This is a genomic window from Pantoea sp. (genome assembly GCF_032114055.1).
Classification (GTDB): Bacteria; Pseudomonadota; Gammaproteobacteria; order Enterobacterales; family Enterobacteriaceae; genus Pantoea.
Genome location: NZ_DAMCTB010000004.1, coordinates 36,747 through 57,929, shown reverse-complemented (window position 1 = coordinate 57,929; position 21,183 = coordinate 36,747). Strand labels below are relative to the sequence as shown.

The following is a 21,183-nucleotide window of genomic DNA, read 5'->3' as shown; positions in this document are numbered from 1 at the left end:
ATGGGAAGCGATGATTTGTTCAAGAAAAAACGCTTAGCTAAGAAGAACAAGGAACTTTCAAGGAAACTTCCTAACAAAAAACCATTAAAGAAAATATTAATTGTTTGTGAAGGCTCTAAAACTGAACCTAATTACTTTGAGGAGCTAAGAGATTACTACAAGTTAAACACTACCAGCGTTATCGATGTAACTGGCGATTGTGGCTCAAGTCCATTATCAGTTTACAAACATGCGAAGGCAATACAATCTCAGGAAAACCAGAAAGGTTCCCCTTACGATATGGTATTCTGTGTGATAGATAAAGATGCTCATACTGATTATTATGCAGCTCTTGAGGCAATCAGAAAATCTAAGCCATCTAATCAGTGGGTAGCTATAAATTCCGTACCATGCTTTGAATATTGGTTACTACTTCATCATAAATACACTACCAAAGCATTTGAGGCTACAGCTGGGAGTAGTTCTGGTAATAAAGTATTAATTGAACTTAAGAAATATTTTAATGGTTACGAGAAGGGTTCAAAGGGGACATTCCTTGAAAGCTTAAACGTATTGCCAGAACGAGATCTTAACGTGGTTATCAAAAAAGCCGAAATGTGTCTACAACATTCCAAAGATACGGAAACAGACAATCCAACCACATATGTTCATATTTTAGTTAAAGAATTATTAAATTTAAAAAAGCAAGTTGAAATGAATAAATCAAAGTAACTTTCCGCGCTAAATTAGAAATCACATAGTATCAATTTTTACTATGTGATTTCTAATAAAATCGTAAACCAGAACGCTGGCGTTTTAATTCATACTCAGCCAATTAATTTATTGATAGTCTTAATTTCATATTGAATTCGCGATGATATATAGCAAATTGAACATTAACACTTTAGTTCAGGTTAGAAGAATCACTTCTCCTAAGCTTGTCACTATCAAACTAGCTAAATGTCGGCCAGTGAAGATGTTACTTTTACCATAGGGTTTTTCAATCGTTTAACATTCACCCAAGATAGTCTCAGTAAGAGCTTTGGTGCCTGATGGTATCCGTGATGGTACTGGATATTTAAAATTAAAAAAAAATCATTAAAATACAATAAAATAGAAAGTTATTCGATTCCTGCAGGGACACCATCCTGATCTGGCCTTCACCGCCCTTCTGCATTCCGCATCCCTGCAAAGCATCAACATCCGGCGTGAACCAGCAACGCTGATCGTTACCGTCACAGCGAAAACGAGATCCGGGCTTGTGCCCGCGCGCTTCTGAAGAACAGTGCGGACGGCTCCGCTGATGCGCGGTATGGCCCGACTCATGCAGAGCGCCGGAGGCGTAGCGGCTACAGAGTGCCCGCGATGAAAGCTCACGCCCTCTCTATTTTGCTGCTCGCTGCCTGATTTCAGCGTAGCGGGCAGTCAGTTGCTTCAGATGCATCTCCAGCCGGGCGCTGGCTGCAGCAGGTAAAGGCTCCCCCGCAGGCGTTTGCGCCAGGACTCGCAATTGCTCCTCAGCCGGTAACGACTGATTAAATGCCTGCATAGTGGAAAAAACCGCCGACTTCAGCTCGCTGACCGTCATATATTTTCCCTTCTGCTCGTCGAGGCCGTTAAGTCTGTCACTGAGTTTCTGAAGCGATGACATCCCCTGATGCCAGCCGTTGAGCTGCGCGGTCGGCAGGGCAGCCGCGCTGAGTTGCCGCTGCCACTGCTGGATGAGAGGTTCTGCCTCTGCTGGCCAGAGTTTTTGCGCCTGTTCTGCCAGTTGCTGACCGTAACGAATATTCCAGTCAGGCGGCAGCTGATCCAGTCGGGCAAGCTGCTTTTCTGTCTGCGCTATCAGGTCCTGCGGTGACATTTTGCGGTGCTGTAGTGCCTCCCGTTGTTCCGGCGTGAGCGCGGTAGGTAACGGCGCCAGAGAGGCTGCAATCTGCGCCTTCAGGGGGTCAGCCCGGTGGAACCAATACAGGCTTCCTGCGATTAAGCTGCCTGTCACCAGCATGGTGCCCATCCCGGCGACGAAAGGCCTCCACGCCTTTTTCAGGCAAACCGTTGTCGCCTTCGCATTAACCTGATTCTGCTTTTTACTCTGTGAGAACAGCGCCCTCCTCTGAATATTTGCGGGACAGTGCTGTTCTGTCACCGGGATGTCGCAGTGCGCCTTGTCGGATATTCCGATATCCCTCGCTATCATGGCAGGCAACTCCATATTTTGCCGGCAAGAGAGATCGGATTCGGCAGGGCTTTCGCTCCGTTCCAGTCGGGCGGCGCTGTTATGCAGCAGGATACGCAACGCATCAAGCTGGCTCAGATGTCTGAGTTCGAGGCGCTGCAGCGTCTCGCCCAGAGCGGTAAGCTGCTGTTCGGCCAGATATAGCTGACTGAGATCGCTGTAGCTGAGCGGGATGGCGCGCATTCGTTGCTGCAGACGCTGACTCAGATTGCTGAGGATTGCCAGGCGGGCATGAACTGGCTGAGGCCACAGCGCCCCCCAGTGATGGCGGATCAGCGATGCCAGTATGGTCAGACCGTCGTTAAGCCCGGCCAGTCCTGCCAGTTCTGTTCTTGCCAGCGTGTACCAGACGGCCGTCTGCAGCTCCACGCCATTCAGCTCAAACAGGGAAAGGCAGCATTTTTCAGCATAGTGCCAGTTCACATCTGGACGCGCCGGATGTGTCAGCTTACTCAGTTCATCACGCAGAGCAGCATAATCCGGCAGCGTACGTGGGTCACCGCCGGTTTTTAATTGATGAGGGAGGATGTCATGCATGACCAGGTTGTCCGGTTGTTCTGTCAGAAGAGAGGGAGAAGTAGGTTGCAGGCGGCTTCGCCTGACGCTCTGGCTGTCAGGGCAGCAGCACCATAATCAGGTTGAAAAAGCGGCTTTCATCCAGCGGCTTTCCGGTGCCAGGGAGTGCGCCAGGCGGAGAAAAGGTCCAGTCATATAACGCGCCTGAGCGCATAAATAAACGTCCCAGCAGGCTCTCCTTTCCTCCGCGATGAAAGGTTACCTCTACACACCCGGTCACATGCTGGCCGTAGAGAAAGAGCGGCGTAAAATTGACGGTCTGGTCGTTATAACGCAAGACGATGCCGGTTATCCCGAACGTGCCGCCCTCCACCAGCAGATCCGAGACCTGTGCCGAATATGTCTCCACATTCAGCCCGGTATCAGTCAGCCAAACATCCATCCGTTCCTGAAGCTGGGTCATACGCAGATGAAACATGGCAATATCGGTTTGAGTCTTGCTGGTAAAGGAGGCAGGACAGGGCTTACTGGCCTGCAGTTTTTCGAGAAACTGTGATTTTACTGACATGATGCTCTCTGGCCTTACAGACGGGTTGTGGTATCGAGATACTGCTGTTGCTTCAGATGTCTCAGCATCACTCGTCCCTCGGGCATAAACGCGGTGCCGTAACGCACGAGGCCAATCCCCTTAAGCTCAGCATCAATGGCATAACGCAACTCGCCGGGGACATTTTGCTCCAGCAGGAGAACCGTTATTTTTTGCAGACGCGGCTCATATTTGAGCAGAACAGCCGACAGGATACCCATCAGCTCATGGGCGGTACCCGGCATACCCTGGAGAACTCTGGTCATATCGGGCAGGCCATAGTCCGGCAGGTGCGCCAGCGTGCCGGCACGGCAGTTGAGAATATGCTGCATATTGTCGAGGACGGAGAGGATGAGTTGATTTTCTTCGATGACCTGATGCAGGTCGAGGCCGCCGATGAAGTTGCCATAAAGCATTTCATAAAGTGAGGCACGGAATGAGTCATTCATTTTTCAGTGCCTTCAGGGTCAGGCGGTTGTTACCGGCCTCAATCACCCGGGCTTTATCCGGATCGAGATCATCACGGCTCAGCACCACCCGCCAGGTGTTGTTCATTTGGTCCGGAGACATAAACATCCCGGCCACTGCGACATACTGCGCGCTTTCATCCATCGGCATATCCACCATCACCGCCCCGCCCGGCTGAAGGCGGATATCTTTCTCAGCTACCAGGTCTGCTTTAATGGCCTGACTGTCCGCCCTGAACAGTGACGGATAGTCCGTCGTGTCAAAGGTTTTGCGGTCTTTAAGCTGGTAAATACGCACCACCGTCGACAATGCCACGCCGCCTGCATTGCTGTTCACTGCCTCACGCGCCCGAATATCCAGATGCAGCGTTTTTATCTGCTTGTAAAAAATCGATTTGGTCACAGCAATGGTGCCGTCTGTCACTTTTTGCGTCAGACCACAGCCCGCCAGTATCAGTGCGATACCGGCGACCCGCGCAATCTGAGGAAATTTACCAGCGGTAATCGCCATCTTCATCAGTCTCCCTGCGGTGAATATTTTCCTGTACCCGCTCATAGCGGCCCAGATTAATGGTGATTGTTTTTGGGTATGATGCGGTCCTGGCCGCATTCAACGGTCTCATCACGGCAGTGCGGCCCAGTTGCGCCGCCTCTGCGTTGGGTTTACTGCTCATGGTCGCGTCAGGAAGCAGACGGCGATCGACACACAGCTGTAGCCGCACATCCAGGCGAGATCCAAGATACACGTGCAGCAGCGCCATTAAATCCGTTTGAAGCTCCCCGCCCGGTAACCAGCCCTGCACTTCTGCCGGGTCAGTGGTGGTCAGACGCATCAGCACCTGACTGTTTACGTCGGTGGCATAGTTGCCCATCACTGGTCGGTTTGTCAGGGTGACGGGCTGGCTGACGCTCATGGTCAGTGGCTTCTTCAGCGGCACACGGCGTTTGTCGTGGTGCCAGATTTTCGCCTGCGTGTTGGGTGCCAGCAGGCGCACCAGCGAGGCCATGCCTTCTGCGGTACGCCCCGGCAGTAACATGACCGGCAGCAGTGCCAGAAAGCGAGAAGCCGGGGTCGCGATACTGTCCGTGCAGCCGTTAATCCCGAGCCCGGCCAGTCCCAGCAGGTACTGCGAGGTGTTGTCCTTACCGCCTTCTTCGAAAGTCGCCGGGTAGGAATATTTACGCCAGATACGGTAGTACTGGGCAATCAGCCGGTGGTTGAAGATATCGAGGAAATCCGCGGTGGCCTCATACCCTTCCCGGCGCTGGGTGATGTCATCGATATAGTGCGTTGGCAGCGGGGATTCCACGCCGTAGAGCCCCATAAAGGTGATGCGTACCGTCGGCGGCAGGTGAGAATGCTCAGATTGCTCAATCCCTTTGATTTCAGATGCCGGAAAGCCCATCCCCGGGTGGGGCCGAAAGCGCACCGACTCATAGCGTACCTGCCAGGTGCTGCCGGTGACCGGTTTATCCGGCTGGCTCTGCTCCAGTAGCTGACAGAAACGGTAAAAATTCATGTGCGGCAGCCGGTCGCCCAGTTGCGCTATCAGCCTGGCAGACGCGGACTGTGATTCTCTTTCCACCGGATGCATTTTCCTTCTGGCTGAACAATGAGGGTGAGCTGGTTGAACTGGTTCATATCGGCATACAGCGCAAAGAACCGGTTGAGCATTTCACCGAACAGGTGAATATCGCCCTCACCGGTGAAGCCGTTGCTGTCGAGGGTCACTTCGATATCCAGCCCCCGCAGCAGGTAGCCCTGCTCAAAACGCTGCAGGCGGTGGTGCTCCACATGCTGAATCGCCTCCAGACGCCGGGTGTTCAGTTCATCTTCCTGCCAGTTATAGAGCGCCAGCGTCCCGCGCAGCACTTCGGCGGTGCTCATCATGTTCAGGAACCCAGAGCCAAGGTGGCTCAGTACCCGCCAGTGGAAACGATCTTCCGCAGGCGGATAAACCGGCAGCGTCGGTTTACAAAGGTTTCTTACCGACAGCGGCGTCTGAATGACCTGTTCACAGCGGTCCAGCAGCGTGCTCTGTAATGCCCGGCGCGGCAACTGGCCGTTGGTGCCGGTGATTTGCAACGACACGGCTTCGCGTTCAAACAGGCGGTCATCTTTCCACTGGTGCCCCCCCAGAATCAGCCAGGTGTCATACAGCCCGGTGACACTGCGCTTAACGCGGGTGTGGTAATAGCGGGGTGGCGCATGACGGCGCATCATTCCCCCCTTGTGCCTGAAGCTGCTGAACGGCACGTATTCGGCATCACCTGTACGGTTTGAACCGGTAACGGAATCCACCGAATAAATCTCGGTATGTCCGTCCTGCAGTCGCTTAGGACGCAACAGATACTCGCTTTCAAGCCCGGTAATGGTGAGCGGGTCGGCTTCCAGGGTGAACAGGTTAATTACCGGTACACAGTGCAGACGAACCGCGTCATCGGTAACCGGCAGGTCTGATAGCCACGGTGTGCTGAACACGACTTCGATGTCGAAGTACTCTGCCCCGGCAGGCGGTGTAATGCCGTCCAGGCCATTGAGGTGGACAAACATAAACTTGTCGCGGAAGGTGAAGTACTCCAGCAGCAGCTGGTAACCGCTGAAGGCGGTATCGCCCTTAGGCCACAGACCGTCCTCTTCGGCAAATCCGCCCGGCGAGAAGTACCCGTCGAGGCGAATGCGGTCGGTCTGTCCGGGCAGACGCATATACAGGGCAGCCTGCCGTTTGGTCAGCATCAGGTGCAGCTGGCTGCTGATTGGCGCGTCTGCCCCAAGATAGAGACTCAGGTGGCTGAGGTCCGCATGGGACCAGTCCGCCTGCGTGCTGCAGGCAAACCGCATTCTTAGCAGCGAGCGCCCGTCCGGCTCAGTGGCCATGGTTACCCGAGAGATATTCAGCGGGTTGAGCATCACATCATGGGTGGTGCGGTAGCGACAGACCGTGTTTTTCGGCCCCATCGGACGGGAGTACACTTCCAGTCCCGCAGGCACAACTTCCGCCATCTTCACGGCCTGAAGCGCGGGCGTGAATGCCACCACCGAGAGTGACGGAATGGTACGCAGGTAGTGTGGCCAGAGCATACTGACCAGCCCTTCAGTCAGTTCCGGCAGGTCGTCGTCAATTTTCTCCCGCAACCGCCCCATTGAGAAGGCAAACCCTTCGAACAACCGTTCAACATAGGGATCGGGTGTGCCGGCCTTGTCCAGGTCGAGCATCGATGCGCGATCGGGGTGGGTTTGAGCGAACTCTTTCGCAGCTTCACGCAGGTAGCGCATTTCCGCGTCGTAATAACGCAGGGTTAAATCTTTCATTTATTCATTTTCCTGTCTCTAACCGCAAAGCACGGCGGCACGGGCAGGATCGACGGCGATCAGCCCGGCAAGTAACTGTTCCATTACCGGTGTAAGACACGCCTTATCAGCCTCGCTGCGACCCGCTTTCAGGCGCAGGAGTTTCAGATGGCGGGCCTGAACTTCAAACAGCAGTTCAGGCTCCCAGTCACTGAGGGTCACTTCTCTTGCACGTTCACCCAGTTCGGCAAACAGGTGTACCGCCAGCTCATTTTTACCGTACTGCTCAGCAATGCGGCCCATCAGCAGACGCAACAGCCACTTCTGACGATCGGTGGTCATACCCGGTCGGGTCTGTAACCAGCCGAGCGCGGCATCCGCACCCTCACTGTCGGCCAGCACCACGGCTTCTGCCTCCAGCGCCAGAATGTCATCATTGCTGGCAGGCATCTGTGTAGATGGGGTGTCATTGCCCCACCCGCCAGTTGTGTCCATCACGCTCTGCTGGATCCAGTTCAGCGTTACTTCATCCGCAAATGGCGTTCCGTCACTGAACGCGAGTGTTTCCAGCCCGGAAAGGCGGGTCAGTAATCCCTTCAGGTCAGCCGCAATAATGTCAGCCAGCGTCTCCTGACCGGATTTCGTCAGTGCCTGGTGGATATACCACTGCAAATCCAGCCACAGGTGATTGGCACCACGGGAAAAAGTGCTGTCGGCCGTCTCCAGCATTTCACTCCAGTTCTGTTGCAGATAAAGGCGTTTCAGTAACGCCCGCTGGTCGGCCCTTGGCGGTTCAATGCGTGTGCGCCCCTGCGCATCCGGGGCCGGGATGGCACGCAGGGTGTCGTGACGCAGGCTCTTCATCAGATGATGTGCCGATAGCCAGCCGTCCGGCTGCTCGCGCAGGTATTCGGTGAGTGTGCGGGCCTGGGCCAGCAAATCCTGGCCGGAGGAGATCCGCCCGATGACCGGGGCATCGCTGTGGCTGGCAGCCGAAGGGATATCGCTGGTACTGGCGTTCTGCGGTACCACCGCATCCACACCGCCCGCTTTCTGCAGACGACTTTCCAGCGCGCTGTATAGCGCATTGAGTTCTGGGCGGATTTCATCTGGCTCATACTCAATAAGCTGTGATATCAGCAGCAACGCACCCGTAGTTCGCATCGCATTGATTCTGACCACTTCCGGGTACAGGGAAAGGGAGTCAATCATGCGCGATCCTGCCAGCCATTCCAGTGCCGCTTTACGGCTGCGGTCACGCTGCGGGTGCAGCTGTTGTCCAAAGCGCTCCAGCAAACCAGCCAGTAACTCGAGTCCTTCTGCCAGCCCCTGCTCACCTTCGCGGTGTAGCTTCGCCCAGCAGTAGTATGTTGCCACACGGATATCTTTTGCGGTCGTGGTCAGCAACTTCTCTGCCAGCCGGCAGATGAGTTCGGTATCCGCACCGGAGAGTTTATTGACCTCCTCGCGCATCTGCTGGAAGTCATCGTCATAGCCCGGATCTTCGCCAGCGGGCGATTGTCCGGACAGCGGCTGCAGCCAGCTGTCCCACTGCGCTACACGTTCACGGGTTTCTACAAGCAATGGTTCCTGTTCCGTCTGGCAGGCACTGAGTAAGGCATTGAGCGTGCTCATCAGTAAACCTCCTTTGCATCACTGTTCACACTGGCGACCAGATCTGACGGTGCAACTCCGGTCGTGCTGAAGATGGTTTCGGGCAGACGGAAATTACGCAGTTTCAGCAGCGCCAGCGGACCCTCGCCGGCTTCGGTACGCAGGGTGTAATTGAGCGTACGGCCATCCTGTGCCTTCCAGCTCAGGCTGTAGCTGCTGCCCACGCCCGGGTAAGCCTTGACCGCAGCCTTGTCGAGCAGGCGTATCCAGCCCCAGGCACCCGGAATATCGGCGTACTGGCGGGTGCCCGCCTGCGTGCTAATCCAGCTCAGGTTTGCTCCCGGGGCCTCCGTATCCGCAGGCCAGGTGAAGCGCTTCCATGCCGGCATCTGGTTCACGTAGGTCAGCTTCTGACTGTCGATAATCATGTCGGTCTGCATCACCCCATCGGCGGTGCCCGGACGCAGCTCAAAGTTCATCCCGGCATTGCCTTCGGTGAAGGCCACATCCGAGATATGACTCAGGGCGTTGATGGCATGGAGGAATGCCGGGTTAAAGGCGAGGCCCTGCGAGTTGATGCTGTCAGGTACCCAGTGGTTGCCCTCTTTGTGCAGCACGCCTTTGAGGCGGGTCTGCAGGAACCGGGCGATACGCCCGGAATCCGCATTGAGGTATTTAGCCAGCAGCGGCAGGGAGACATCGCTGCTGGAGTTATTGAACGGATAACGGCCACCAAAGGCACTGTTCCATTCATCCACCACCGCCTGCTGCCACTGAGCATTGAGGCTGTCGGCCGCCGGAGTCAGCACCTGCTGCCAGGCCTGCTCCATTGGATTCACAAACACCGTCCGGCCAAAGCCGCTCCACTCCTGCCCCAGACCTGCTGCAATCAGGCTGCCGTAGTCGCGGGTTTCGGTCAGGTCAACCGCTTTACCCTGGAATACGGTCTGGGCAATGGTCTGGGTCATGGCCTGCGGGTCGGCGGCATTGGTGACCTGCTGCAGACGCAGACGCACCTGCGTCACGCGGGTCAGATAGGAGTGCAGACTCAGGGCCTGCACACCGGTGTTGCTTTTATCCATCAGCGCCAGTACCGGGCCAAAGGTTGCATCCAGCGGACCGTGAACGCCAGCACTCTGGTCAATGGCATCCTTGTTGTCACCGCCCAGCAAATTTTTCGCTGATTTCACCAGTGAATCCGAAATTGCCTCCCCGCTCTGTCCGGTACGGCCCTGCACATTCAGAGTATTCATCAGCGCCACCAGAGGTGACTGACGCACGTCGGCCATCAGGGTCAACTGGTCAATAGAGTCAGACAGCGTGGCGGCTGGGTTCCAGCGCAGGCTGTTGAGAAACGCCAGCCAGGCCCCGCCAAAGTCTGCAAAGTAACGCTCCGTCAGGCGGTTTTTCAATGCTTCCGGCGAGATATCGTCCTGTTTATTCGCCTGACGCTCATTGTCAGTCAGCACCCAGTCGAGCTCATCCCGGCGCACTTTCACCACCTTCTCGATGCCAGGCTGCACGGCCTGCTCCCAGGCCTGGCGGGTGAACATGCCTGGCACGATTTCCGTATTGCTGAACAGACGGGCAGCATCGGTATCGCCGGTCATATCTTCGAGACGCATATCGACATACAGGTGCGCCACCTGGGAGAGCATCTTCTGGTAGAGGGTTGATTCGCTATTACGCACGCCCATCAGACGAACCAGAAGTGAACGCGCCTGGCTGACCATGCCCTCATCCGCACGGAGCTTCCACTCCGGATGCGTCGCCAGCTGCGCACCATAGAACGACAACAGAGACGGAGCCATCCCCTGCCAGACACCGTCTTTCACACCATCACGTTTTGGCCAGTCACGAATCAGCGCCGAACTGAACCAGGCGGCGTCCATGTGTTCCGGACGCGCCAGCATCAGGTACAGTTTGAGCTGCTCCCAGGTGGTTTTTGCCATCTGCTCGCGTAGCGGGCTGTCCGGCGGCAGTGCATTAAAGGCATTAATCTGTCTTTGCAGATGGTTTGCAGAAGCATCCCGCAACAGCGGCAGTGCGCTGTCCTGATAGCGCGGCCAGAGTGCGGCCAGCAGGACGTTATTCTGACTCAGCCCGGCCTGTTCGTACCACGGCACGCCATGCTCAAAGCGGTACTGCAGACGGGCCAGCGTTTTCTGCAGTTCAGACAAGGCGTGCAGGCGCTGTTCCAGCGGCTGATTCTCTCGGGCGGCAAGAGATGCCTGAGCATTTGCACCGGCAATCTGGTTGCGGTTGGTGACAAACGCGATACCCATCCACACAGCCCAGCCCACCATCGCCAGGGCAGCAACTGACGCAAACACTTTGCGCCAGGGAATGCCCGGTTTGCGCGGACGCAGCCCGGCAGGAAGCGTGCGGACAGACTCAGGCAAAACATCCCAGCGTTTATCCATCCCCCAGTGGTGCGTCACGGCACGTTCAGCACCGGCAGAGGGCTGACTGAACACCAGTCCCGCCAGCGGCAGCGGTCGGTACGGGTTGATCATCACCGACAGCGGTGCGGTCACGCTTTCCGGCGCACGAATAAGCTGGTCGGCAAGCGTCAGCAGGAAGTTATGTTTCACGTCACCACAGGTCTGCTGCAGGCCCAGTGAAGACAGATCTGGCGTCAGGGCGGAGAGTTGCGCTGCCAGCCCTTCGGTATGACAACCGGCAGGTAACAGGCACCCGGTCGCCTGTACAACCCGTCCTTCCGGCTTACCAGCTCGCGGGTGCAGGGACCAGACGTACAGGGGAAGCTTCCAGCCGAGCGCATCCATACGGGCGCTGATGGCATGGGACAGGGAATCCATGGTGCTTTCAGACGGCACCGGCAGCGGCGGCTCCAGCCCTGGTGCTGAGAGCTGGTCAAAGGCCGAGGTAACCCACACCAGTCCATCCACCGGACGGCGGCGCAGTTTGCGCAGCGCGGTCAGCCAGGCGCTGTCTGCCGGGGTATTGAGGTCACCGCCCCACAGCAACAGTGTGCCGCGGTCTTCCTGCCATAGCTGGCCGGTGAGGCCGGGTGTCAGTTGCTCCACTTCTGCAGCAGTGCCGGTTATCAGCAGGATGCGTGTTCTATGTCCCCAGCGCCGACCGTACAGGTTACGCATGGCTTCACGGATGGTGTCGACGGTGACGTTGCGGGGCGGAGTCCGGGCAACTCTTGATTCATCAGAAGGCAGCGCATTGTTCTTCTGTTCCCGCCAGCGATGATATCTTTCCTTCATAAACCGGAACATAAACGGTGTATAGAAAACAATCAGCAGGACTATCCATACGGCAACGAATGCAAGCACTTGCATCGGTTGGGTATCAAGGCCGTGCGAGGGGCCGAAATGAAGGATCAAGGCCACTATAATCGCTGAGATGCAGGCTATTATGCCGGCAAGCCCTCCTCTGCTCCATGTACTACCCGGCATCATTATTTTCACTCCCTGAAGTAACAGTACTGACAAAACGATCAGCACCTGAGGTAAACAACCCTAAAACAGGTTTGTTGCTGACAGACACGATGTCGGCCAGTAATGTGGCTAGAAGCCACGCACTCCCGCCCCCTGGAATTCCGTTATATTTTTCCAGTACATCAATTTCCTGGGGCACCCACGGTGTCAGATATGATTGAGCCGCGGTCATTAGATCAGCAAACCCGTCATTCCAGTGCCCGTAATCACAGAACACATTTGACGTCTGACAGGCGAGCGTTTGTGTTTCGAGGAACAACCCCATATCAGCCCTGAAATTAGGCATGTCCAGCGGCATCGGTCGCAATATGCGGGCAGAGTGAGAAAGCTGATATTTTGCAGCAACATCATCGCTGGTCAGTATCATGCTCGCGAGTGCATCGGAATACTGTTCAGCACCCTGATTCTGCAATATCAGAATCAAATCAATATCGAAAACGGGATTTTTCAGGCGCTCTTCGATCCAGGCAAAAGAGAGGGTTTTACAAAACGAGACCGAACCTGTCAGCGCACGCCCTGGATAAATTTTTCCCCATGATTCGCGAAACCGGGTCTCGAAGTCTGACGAAATCATGTCGCTCACAATTGTGACGTTGAAGGGTACTGTCGCAGGCAAAATTGATATCGCCTCTTGTACACCAGCCAGACCCAGTTCGAGCAAGGAGGTGGACGTCGTCGATTTCGCATCAAAATGACTGGTCAGTGAAAGAAATTGCGGAGCATCTGCAGCGTCTGATTTAGCAATGGCGTCAGAGGTCACTCCGGAAGGTAGCAGTATGCTGCTTCCAAGTACGGCCAGATAACGTCCAGCCCATGCTTCCCACTGTTGCTGTCCGTATTCAGCTTCTTTCTGCAAAAACTGATGTTCATTGACGGTTCTTCCCCACAGCCATCCCCGCAAACAAAACAGAAAAAACCAGCCAAGAACCGGGCTGGATGCCAACCACCAGATATTGAATGCAGCCAGTGCCTTAACCATGCCTGACGCATGCAGAATAAACAGCAAAATACCCACAACCGCGGCAACACCACCAGCCAACAGCCATCCCGTAAAAGATGGTTCAGGAGGCAACTCCAACGTTGTTGCTTTCGTCCTTTCCCAGCCCATTGCTTATCCTACTGTGCTGTTCTGAGCACTTGAAATTACAGTGCAACCGCACTGACATTTACTGCCATCGACGACAACAGCGCGACCGTTAAATGTCCGGTGCGGTGATCCTTCCACGATAGGATTCGTTTCATGCCCATCTACCGGACAACTCACCATATCACCCACTAACGCGGCTTTTTTTCCGTCGACAGTAATATTGGAAGAGGCGGAGATCACTTTTCCGCCGTGAGAAGTTTTATCACCAAGTAAAACTAAACCTTTTGTCATGTTGAATACTCGAAAAATAAATAAGAATCAATTAACATTGATTTTATCGATCTTATCAAAATCAGGAAAAAGAGTTTTTTCAGGAGCAACACTTCCATCCGGATAAATTATCTTGGAGTACACACCATCAATTTTTTTTGCTGGCTCTATATATCTAACAACTTTCATCTCATCAACTTCAGGATAAAAATAAATATTGCTAAGTTTAGAAACTCTATAAGAAAGAAAGTTCTCTTTCCCTAGCAGGGAAAGCGTTTTTGTTTTCTCTGCTATTTTTCTTTCTCGAATATATGGGTAATATTTAGCCGAAATATTTAAGTCGCCTGTAGCGAAGGTGAATTGACCATTCCGCGCGGCATCATTATCAAAAGCAAGCGATACCCCTACGGCAGTACCGGGTATCAAATCCTCGCCAAGATGTGTTGCATCAATGTATTCGATACCTAAATTGACCGCACTCAACGTCCATTTACACGAGCCACCCCCGGTCATAGCCACTTTTGCTTTCCAGATATCCCCGCTCTCTTGCTGCATGGGGATCCCGATAACGTTATAGCTGGGTTCCGTAATAACTGAACCATCAAATCCACTGATTCTTTTTTTCTTACATTCATAAGAGATGTATCTGACTTCGAGCGGGAAGGGTTTTGTATACTGAGACGGATTTTTTACTTCAACATTCACCCATTTTGTATCCGCTGGCGGAGATAAGGTTTTATTAACAGTTCTACTTATGCTGCACCCTGATGATGAAAACAACACTAATGAAAGCAAAATGATTTTTGATTGATTAGACATTTTCCGTTACCTCTTCTCCGTATTGAGCAAACCGCAAAAGTGTATCGTTGCCAGACGGTATGGACAACGTAGGGGAAAGCGATGCATCCAGCAGTCCTTCTATATTCAGAAAGATGTTATTTCTTGCTACCTCTCTCTCCGGTATGTCATTTTTATTTTCTGCCGTCTGCTCCCGGAATGCATCCACATTATACCGGTGCTCAGTAAAGGTACGTTTTTCCACTATCCCGGCATTATCAATCAGCTCTAGCACTTTGTTATACATATAAGGCATATAGGAGGTCATGAAGTGTTCAAAAAGATTTAAATTAACGCCTCTGTCCGGATTACTGCCTTTAGGGAAAAAGTTCTTTAGATCTGCCTGCGTTAATGACGCTTTAAATTCTTTCTGCTTCTGACCAGCCTGCTGCATCTCCTGCTCTGCCAGTGCAGGGACCAGGTAAAGTTTAGCCTTAAGAGGTAGTAAATTCCTGATGGTAATACACCCTGCCGGCGTTGGCAGGTCTCGCTTGCACTCATGCCATTCCCGACTCTGGGTAGCTGTGAGAAAAGCCACCGTATTGCCGTGGTGCCAGAAGCAGTCTCCCCAGGTAACCATCTGGTTAGCCAGAAGCTCACCCAATGACCAGAAAAAGCCCAGAGTCCCACCAAACCATCCCCATAATTTATATAACTCGTTATCCAGGTTAGCTTCCGCGGGCACGGCTGGAATAGGATCATTATCGTTTACATGACGGAAATGGGTAATCTCCGATAATTGCATTACGGCATCGCGGGTAAAAGTTCGCGGCATTCCATAAGTGTAAAGTATCGGATTAAAATTCTTCAATTTGGCTGCATGAATTAATGCCAATGCACCGCCTAAACTATGCCCACAGATAAACAACTTAAGATTTGCGAGCAGATCTTTTAATGTTTCGATCTGTTCTTTAAATTTCTTTTCAACACGACTATATCCGCTCCAGAACCCGGTATGTACTTTTCCAGCAGGCAGTAAGCTAGTACATTGTGTTTTATCCATATCACAAACTTCAGTATTCACCGGTCTGAACGCCAGATCCGTTCCCACATCAAACAAGCTGGCCGTTCCACGCCAGGCAACAATCACCTTATCCGCGTTATAAACATAATAAAGCTGCGTATCACCGTCTGCCTTTGTTGCAGCAGTGTCATCCTCTGCCTGTACTGTTCCATGTGGGTTCTTCTCGTCTTCCTTAGGTGACGTGTCTCGTGAGGTATCCATAAATACCGGGGGATGATATCGTTCACTAAAGGGAACATCCTGTACCAACGTATTCCATGCAGAGCCGTCTTTATAAAGCTGAGGTAAGCGGGATAGATCCTGGCACTGGTTAATAAAAAAGCGCGTAATTGATACCGTATCCAGAGTACTGTCGTCTGCATAGGCAAGCGTTGCTGCCGCACCAAGATTAATTCCGTTCGCAATGGAATAGTCCTTTTGATGCTGCAGAACAAGCTCCCAAGCTCTGAAAGGACATATTTCAATAACGTGTCGCTTTTCAAGCTCATTGGTTCTTACAATCACCCCTTTCATAATTTTCTGCGGAGGGAAATGGAATGGCGGCCACACTTCTCTTTTACGTAGTTTAACAGAGGGAAGGGTACGGCAAAGTTCGCCGATAACAGCGTAGTGCCAGATATACCCTTTCTCTTCAGCTTCAGGACGAACAACAGAATCATTTTCCGCATCCCTGCTAACACGCAAGGTACGTTTTTCCATTTCAGTAGCCAGCTGATTGCCATCTAACGTCAGCCTCAGCTCCAGACCGTGCGGCATGTCGACCCTGATTAGCCCGTCAGCATCGCTCTGACCAGAATAAGTGAATCCCTCCACCGGCCCGGAAACAGGATGAGCACTTTCAACAGTCCATGGCATATTCGCCACGGGATCGCCCTGCTCATCAACCAGTTGAAATTCGACCCAGTAGGGTTTCTGCTTTCCAGCCATGACATCAGCGTTACTATGCGTTATAGATGTAACCAGTGAATTATTTTCCATAAAACCAAATCTCAATCCTTGCAAATGTTTAGTTTACGCTCGTCATATTTTTACTATGTTAGAGCGTAAATAACGTGGTGTATTTAGTTCATACCTTAGTCAGGTTTCGCTTGATGAGTTTCATAAAAATGGCCGAAATTATACCGCCACAACAGAAGCAAAGAACTACGAGGCGTGAAATGTATGATAAGACCTGCTGTACTTTTTCTTCACCTTCATAATAAGCGTCATGATAAAACCAAGAAATATAAAGGCTAAATAAATTATTTTGCACTGATGTAACTTTAGTAATCAGCCCTAGTAAGATAGCACCGATAATAAAAGAAGCTATTAGCACCATCGCTAGTACATTGCTCTTACGCTTAGTTATGACAATATAGTAAAATACTAATAAAACCAAACACACGGTGAACAGGATGACTCCGTAAACACTTCCATTTTCAAAACTAAATAAATCCATAGCACTATTAAAAATCCCATTCCGGCCAAACCCATCTATAGCCAAAACAACCAATAATGAATACAAAAGAGTAATCACCGAACCGATCCCAGCTATTATTTTATTCTTCATTTTATTTCCCAAAATAACACCTCAGTAGCTTTCTCGAGTGATGTGATTCTGGTGTCTGAGCCAAATAGGCCAGAAACACTCTCCGTTGCATTAGGGAAGTTAACCCTCAGATACGAAGCTAGCGCCCCACTTCCAGCTAATTTACTTTTATTCCATAAGTCGATATGATCCCCTGTTGGAGTCCTTTCATTCCCTCTCAACCAGTAATCCTTAAAAAAGATAATACCGGTCTTTCCCTCAACATTCTCCTTAAAATTTTTTCCACTCAATTTTTTCGGAACAGGACAACCAGCAAAAGGGCGGGTTTTAAGATACTCATTTAACTCTTCAGCCCTGATGGCGTGAATCCCCTTTTTCGTCGTTGGGTCTGGTGTTGGGCAATTCCAACAGCGAGTCTTGCTGAAAGTTTTCATAAGGATGCCGCATTGATAAAGAGCATTGCTGACATTTATTGCACAGTGATCTGAAAATACATCTTTTTTACTCGATGGATCAATATGCTCAATTGTTCGTGAGGGATAAGCTGACCATAGTTCGTCAAATGTAATAGCCTTAAGCAGGACATTTTTTTGAGAATTAGAAACTCCATTCGTTGTCGCCATTGTTTTGCTATTAGGCATTGTATCCACCTCCATTCATTCTTTCTATAGCATCTTCCCCCCACAGAACCTCGACAGTCGACTCATCTTTTGTCTCAATTCGTTGGGTATATCCATTGTTATCAGTGTACCCTGATACAGATTCATCACTCTCGGCAATGATATAGTATGCATATCCTGAGATAGGTGATCCTGTCGACCTATCGATTGCTCTGAATTGTTCATCACTCATCGCGTCTGGAAATTCAATTTTCATTTTGCCTGGTGTTGATGAATAAAGCGGCGCTGTTTTTCCTGATAAATCCGATATCCCTTCAAAAACATCTCCCTCTGGTGAGGTAACTTTATATTTGGTAAAAGGCTTAATCTCGCCAGTCTCCGTATCTTTGATAGTGAAGGAACCGGAATATCCTTTCGGGAAGGTCACTGGAGGTGTATCTAAGCTGGCAGGACCTGTCTGATTAACATTTGCCGCTTTCAGCAAAATATTTCCCGGACATCCCAGCTCAATATTCCCACCGCTAAGCTTTATATAAGCGCCACCGCAACTTAAAATCAGTTCCTTGCTGGCATTCACCTTTACGCTTCCCTGACCACTGGCGACAGTGATGTCCTGTAATGCTGAAACATTCATGGCATCAGCTTGTGCCTGAATATCAACCGTCCCTGCCCCCGCATACATTTTCATTCCTGCTGCCTGTGCAAACAAACTTACAGCCTCGCTTGCCGCTACAGTGAACGATTGCCCGGTGCTGATATCCGTGTTTTTACCTGACATAAGGCCAATACTTGCCCCGCCTGAAGCAAGCCGGACAGCCTCAGGACTGACAATGCCTATTCCAGCGGGAGCACTGGCCATCAATCCTGGCATTTTCAGATATTTCAGTGAGCTGTTTAGCGTCTTTTGGCTGTCGATGTCAGATACTGTTGCCTGTGCCTCTTTCGCAGCGGCCTGGAGGCTTCTTGCCAGCGTGAGTGCCTGCTCCAGCTGTTCTACAGCCCTGTCCATTTCAAGCATTTTACTGCCGACGTCAGGCTGAGCATCTGCAGTGAGCAGAATCCCCTTACCACCACGAACACTGATCCAGTCGTTAGTGCGCAACTCTGCCCCTTCACCACGAAGAACCCTGGAAGCATTGACGTTGTGTCCTAAATTAAGCTGGGTCTTACCCCCGTATTCGGTACTGAGCTTGATGTGCTCTTCGCCGCGCCTGTCCTCCATCCGCAGCTTGTTCAGCCCGGCGGTGCGGATAACGTTACGCGTGCTGTTGGCCTCCGTAACATGGTCAACGTGGCGGGAATCGTGGAGAGCATGAGCGATATACGGGCGGTCCGGGTCGCCTTCGTGGAAAGCAATGGCGACTTCAGTGCCCTGAATCAGCGGGAAGTGGAAGCCGTACTTATCGCCGCCGTAAGGCCTGGCAAAGCGCACCGGCATGCTTTCCACGCCCTGATTTTTGTCATCACGGTCGGCATCGAATTTCACCCGGTACATGCCCGACGCATCCTGCCAGGCGTAGATGTCGTTATCCCTGGCGCTGGTCACTCGCGCCGTCATCGTGCCGCTGACCACCGGACGCTTTTTCGCGGCTGGACGCCAGCAGCGGTTCTCGTAGTACGGCATCGCTGCCCATTCAACCTTCAGCGCGTTCTGACGACTGGCGGAGTAACCCGCGCTGATGATGACAAGGCCGTTTTCGGTTTCACGCGGCAGCGTCGGTGGGATAGCCGTCTCGGTGATAGACAGTACTTGGGCCGGACCCAGGGTATGGTCGGTACTGCTGCCGGTCACGGTGGTTTGGGTGGATAGGAAGCGCTCATGCTCCAGGCGCGCCCAGAAGTTACCAGTTTCTGCCGTCGGTGTAATTTTGTCGCCACGTTCAAGGTGCCGTGGGCGGTAGTGATACACGTCCCCGTAGGTATTCCCCTCCCCGTCACCGCGGGTCATGTCAACCGGTACGGAGGTCAGGATGTTCTGGGCCTCACGGTGGTTATAGTCGCTGGCCGTGACCGAGCGCTCCACCACGTTATGCCAGACATGCACGTCCCACACCGAGTCGGCCGCATTGTCATTCGCCCCTGACGGGCTGTTCAGCGGCAGTTTTTTACCAAACGTCCAGGCGCTCTGCTTGTCCGCAAAGTGCACCACTTCGGTCTGGGTATCAGGCTGCAGAGTGAAGAAGTAAAAAATCCCCACCTCCGCCAGCAGGCGTTCAATAAAGGCGAGGTCGTTTTCCTGATACTGGTTAATCTGCTCACGCTTTGGATAGTCGGCTTTGAGGGTAAACTCAAACTCCCAGCCTTTGAGCCCATGTTCCGTGAGCACCTCTGCAACCACTTCCGGCACCGACTTGTTGACGAAAAAGCGATGGGTGCGGAACTGATTCCCCAGCAATGCGAGGAACGGTTCCAGCACAATGCAGTATTGCGCTTCATCTGCTGAACCACCGGTACGCTCGAAACGGATCACCACCCCATGAACCACCTTGCGCTCCGCAAGGGAAAGCACGTTGCCCGCGCCCATGGTCAGGGTTGCCGGCTTACTCAGCATCTGGCGGGCATCAATGTTCTTGTCGGCGCTGGTGAAGTTGATGGTATAGCTGTAAAGCTCGCTCATCTCTTCTGAACCACTGAAGTCCTCCACGTCGATATCGGCCGCGCAGGAAGGGATATCGAGGCGGTAGCGATTCAGGGCTTTTCCGGTGACGGTGGCCACCATCGTGTTCAGGGTATCCGTCAGGCTCATGGCGTTGACTCCATTGTGTATTTGGTTATTCCGTCAGGGCTGGCGCGGGCCAGTATCGGTCACAGGAAGTGAGAAAGAGATTATTTTTTTCGACGTGTTTTCAACCAGTAGAATAGCTTCATCAGGAGGTACGCCCCGACAGCACACAACGTTGTTTTAATCACGATGATATGCATCTCGAAGCTGTCCATCGCTTCTTCCCCGTCACCGCTAATCGGGATATGGGCCTTCACAAAACTCGCAACCCATACATCAGGAATGAAGTGGATCCCGCTCCAGAACAGCACAATAAACAGCAGGATTTTCATTCGGCATTCCCCGCCCGCTTTTTCAGGGCCTGCTGCATCCGGCGTTTCTCAGCCTCTTTTCGTTCTTCGGTTTCTTTATCACACAGGCTGTAGTCCGCGGTACCACGCACATCGATACGGGCATAGGCCTTCAGGCCATTGCCGCCAGGAACAGGGAACGTCCCCCGCTGCAGTAGCAGACGTCGCAGATGCTGAAAATCACTGGATCGGCGAAGGGTGATACAGCCCCAGGACTCACCGGAACCATCGCTGTTCAAAGGATGAAGACGAAATCCTGTACGGTTCAGGCCATTCACCATGATGCTGTCTCTTTTAGTTTTATCGCTGAAAAGGGCAAACCATTCGGAATGATGATTTCGGTAACCATGCCATGCATCGATCGCCTCTGCCCGGACTCGATTATAAAGGCTGCCGGCAGGCCTGTCGGTCACCCAGTAAGTCCCTGGCGGGATAGCAGCCTTTTCATGGTCAGCACAGTCAGGATTATTGATATAAAAACCCACGCCCGTCAGCACTTCAAAAGTCCCGATGCCGTAGCATTTCAGGTACGCCGTTTTGCCATCCGCCGACAGGTTGCCGTAATCCTCATGCAAATCT

18 protein-coding genes are annotated in these 21,183 nt (G+C 52.5%); 1 reads left to right on the top strand and 17 read right to left on the bottom strand.

The genetic code is table 11. The annotated features are described in order from the left end of the window. Positions 1-711, top strand: a complete 711-nt coding sequence (locus tag RT657_RS08560; protein ID WP_313653784.1) for an RloB family protein — start codon at positions 1-3, stop codon at positions 709-711. 652 nt (positions 712-1,363) lie between these two features. On the opposite strand, the gene RT657_RS08555 is transcribed toward RT657_RS08560, so the two are convergent. The 17 genes from RT657_RS08555 to RT657_RS08475 form a co-directional block, all read right to left on the bottom strand. Beyond that, the gene (locus tag RT657_RS08555) at positions 1,364-2,755 is read right to left on the bottom strand and encodes a VasL domain-containing protein (RefSeq protein ID WP_313653783.1); all 1,392 of its coding nucleotides are present in this window, start codon (positions 2,753-2,755) and stop codon (positions 1,364-1,366) included. Between the two features lie 76 nt (positions 2,756-2,831). Next, positions 2,832-3,302 (bottom strand): hypothetical protein, encoded by a 471-nt coding sequence (locus tag RT657_RS08550; protein ID WP_313653782.1) that lies wholly within the window; start codon positions 3,300-3,302, stop codon positions 2,832-2,834. 14 nt (positions 3,303-3,316) lie between these two features. Next, positions 3,317-3,769: a type VI secretion system baseplate subunit TssE gene (gene tssE / locus RT657_RS08545; RefSeq protein ID WP_313653781.1), complete on the bottom strand. Its 453-nt coding sequence runs from the start codon at positions 3,767-3,769 to the stop codon at positions 3,317-3,319. Continuing rightward, positions 3,762-4,298, bottom strand: coding sequence for a type VI secretion system lipoprotein TssJ (gene tssJ, locus RT657_RS08540; RefSeq protein ID WP_313653779.1), 537 nt, complete (start codon positions 4,296-4,298; stop codon positions 3,762-3,764). The genes tssE and tssJ overlap by 8 nt, the downstream gene beginning before the upstream one ends. Then, positions 4,279-5,382, bottom strand: coding sequence for a type VI secretion system baseplate subunit TssG (gene tssG / locus RT657_RS08535; RefSeq protein WP_313653778.1), 1,104 nt, complete (start codon positions 5,380-5,382; stop codon positions 4,279-4,281). Before tssG ends, tssJ begins: the two co-directional genes overlap by 20 nt. Next, the gene (tssF, locus tag RT657_RS08530) at positions 5,337-7,100 is read right to left on the bottom strand and encodes a type VI secretion system baseplate subunit TssF (protein WP_313653777.1); all 1,764 of its coding nucleotides are present in this window, start codon (positions 7,098-7,100) and stop codon (positions 5,337-5,339) included. Before tssF ends, tssG begins: the two co-directional genes overlap by 46 nt. 18 nt (positions 7,101-7,118) lie before the next feature. Then, positions 7,119-8,714, bottom strand: a complete 1,596-nt coding sequence (tssA, locus tag RT657_RS08525) for a type VI secretion system protein TssA (protein ID WP_313653776.1) — start codon at positions 8,712-8,714, stop codon at positions 7,119-7,121. Further along, the gene (locus RT657_RS08520) at positions 8,714-11,932 is read right to left on the bottom strand and encodes an ImcF-related family protein (protein ID WP_409520987.1); all 3,219 of its coding nucleotides are present in this window, start codon (positions 11,930-11,932) and stop codon (positions 8,714-8,716) included. The genes tssA and RT657_RS08520 overlap by 1 nt, the downstream gene beginning before the upstream one ends. A gap of 181 nt (positions 11,933-12,113) precedes the next feature. Beyond that, positions 12,114-13,274 carry a hypothetical protein gene (locus RT657_RS08515; RefSeq protein ID WP_313653772.1) on the bottom strand — a complete coding sequence of 387 codons (1,161 nt, stop codon included), beginning with the start codon at positions 13,272-13,274 and terminating at the stop codon, positions 12,114-12,116. Positions 13,275-13,277: 3 nt separating this feature from the next. Continuing rightward, entirely contained in the window at positions 13,278-13,544 is a 267-nt protein-coding gene (locus tag RT657_RS08510) for a PAAR domain-containing protein (protein ID WP_313653770.1), read from the bottom strand. Positions 13,545-13,571: 27 nt separating this feature from the next. Next, entirely contained in the window at positions 13,572-14,342 is a 771-nt protein-coding gene (locus RT657_RS08505; RefSeq protein WP_313653768.1) for a hypothetical protein, read from the bottom strand. Continuing rightward, positions 14,335-16,362: a lipase family protein gene (locus RT657_RS08500; protein ID WP_313653767.1), complete on the bottom strand. Its 2,028-nt coding sequence runs from the start codon at positions 16,360-16,362 to the stop codon at positions 14,335-14,337. The genes RT657_RS08505 and RT657_RS08500 overlap by 8 nt, the downstream gene beginning before the upstream one ends. A gap of 88 nt (positions 16,363-16,450) precedes the next feature. After that, positions 16,451-16,933 carry a hypothetical protein gene (locus RT657_RS08495; protein WP_313653765.1) on the bottom strand — a complete coding sequence of 161 codons (483 nt, stop codon included), beginning with the start codon at positions 16,931-16,933 and terminating at the stop codon, positions 16,451-16,453. Continuing rightward, positions 16,930-17,553 (bottom strand): type VI secretion system amidase effector protein Tae4, encoded by a 624-nt coding sequence (locus tag RT657_RS08490; protein WP_313653763.1) that lies wholly within the window; start codon positions 17,551-17,553, stop codon positions 16,930-16,932. The genes RT657_RS08495 and RT657_RS08490 overlap by 4 nt, the downstream gene beginning before the upstream one ends. Next, positions 17,546-20,278 carry a type VI secretion system tip protein VgrG gene (locus RT657_RS08485; protein WP_313653761.1) on the bottom strand — a complete coding sequence of 911 codons (2,733 nt, stop codon included), beginning with the start codon at positions 20,276-20,278 and terminating at the stop codon, positions 17,546-17,548. The genes RT657_RS08490 and RT657_RS08485 overlap by 8 nt, the downstream gene beginning before the upstream one ends. Positions 20,279-20,358: 80 nt before the next feature. Next, positions 20,359-20,586, bottom strand: a complete 228-nt coding sequence (locus tag RT657_RS08480) for a hypothetical protein (protein WP_023332922.1) — start codon at positions 20,584-20,586, stop codon at positions 20,359-20,361. Continuing rightward, positions 20,583-21,179 (bottom strand): DUF2778 domain-containing protein, encoded by a 597-nt coding sequence (locus tag RT657_RS08475; protein ID WP_313653759.1) that lies wholly within the window; start codon positions 21,177-21,179, stop codon positions 20,583-20,585. The genes RT657_RS08480 and RT657_RS08475 overlap by 4 nt, the downstream gene beginning before the upstream one ends. Positions 21,180-21,183: the final 4 nt, after the last annotated feature.

Excerpts from the sequence above, each read along its gene's own strand:
- tssG (WP_313653778.1), bottom strand. The coding sequence starts at position 5,382 with ATGCATCCGGTGGAAAGAGAATCACAGTCCGCGTCTGCCAGGCTGATA.
- RT657_RS08515 (WP_313653772.1), bottom strand. The coding sequence starts at position 13,274 with ATGGGCTGGGAAAGGACGAAAGCAACAACGTTGGAGTTGCCTCCTGAA.
- RT657_RS08490 (WP_313653763.1), bottom strand. The coding sequence starts at position 17,553 with ATGCCTAATAGCAAAACAATGGCGACAACGAATGGAGTTTCTAATTCT.
- RT657_RS08560 (WP_313653784.1), top strand. The coding sequence starts at position 1 with ATGGGAAGCGATGATTTGTTCAAGAAAAAACGCTTAGCTAAGAAGAAC.
- RT657_RS08480 (WP_023332922.1), bottom strand. The coding sequence starts at position 20,586 with ATGAAAATCCTGCTGTTTATTGTGCTGTTCTGGAGCGGGATCCACTTC.
- RT657_RS08520 (WP_409520987.1), bottom strand. The coding sequence starts at position 11,932 with ATGAAGGAAAGATATCATCGCTGGCGGGAACAGAAGAACAATGCGCTG.
- RT657_RS08485 (WP_313653761.1), bottom strand. The coding sequence starts at position 20,278 with ATGAGCCTGACGGATACCCTGAACACGATGGTGGCCACCGTCACCGGA.
- RT657_RS08500 (WP_313653767.1), bottom strand. The coding sequence starts at position 16,362 with ATGGAAAATAATTCACTGGTTACATCTATAACGCATAGTAACGCTGAT.
- tssF (WP_313653777.1), bottom strand. The coding sequence starts at position 7,100 with ATGAAAGATTTAACCCTGCGTTATTACGACGCGGAAATGCGCTACCTG.
- tssE (WP_313653781.1), bottom strand. The coding sequence starts at position 3,769 with ATGAATGACTCATTCCGTGCCTCACTTTATGAAATGCTTTATGGCAAC.
- tssJ (WP_313653779.1), bottom strand. The coding sequence starts at position 4,298 with ATGGCGATTACCGCTGGTAAATTTCCTCAGATTGCGCGGGTCGCCGGT.
- RT657_RS08510 (WP_313653770.1), bottom strand. The coding sequence starts at position 13,544 with ATGACAAAAGGTTTAGTTTTACTTGGTGATAAAACTTCTCACGGCGGA.
- RT657_RS08505 (WP_313653768.1), bottom strand. The coding sequence starts at position 14,342 with ATGTCTAATCAATCAAAAATCATTTTGCTTTCATTAGTGTTGTTTTCA.
- RT657_RS08555 (WP_313653783.1), bottom strand. The coding sequence starts at position 2,755 with ATGCATGACATCCTCCCTCATCAATTAAAAACCGGCGGTGACCCACGT.
- RT657_RS08550 (WP_313653782.1), bottom strand. The coding sequence starts at position 3,302 with ATGTCAGTAAAATCACAGTTTCTCGAAAAACTGCAGGCCAGTAAGCCC.
- tssA (WP_313653776.1), bottom strand. The coding sequence starts at position 8,714 with ATGAGCACGCTCAATGCCTTACTCAGTGCCTGCCAGACGGAACAGGAA.
- RT657_RS08495 (WP_313653765.1), bottom strand. The coding sequence starts at position 16,933 with ATGAAGAATAAAATAATAGCTGGGATCGGTTCGGTGATTACTCTTTTG.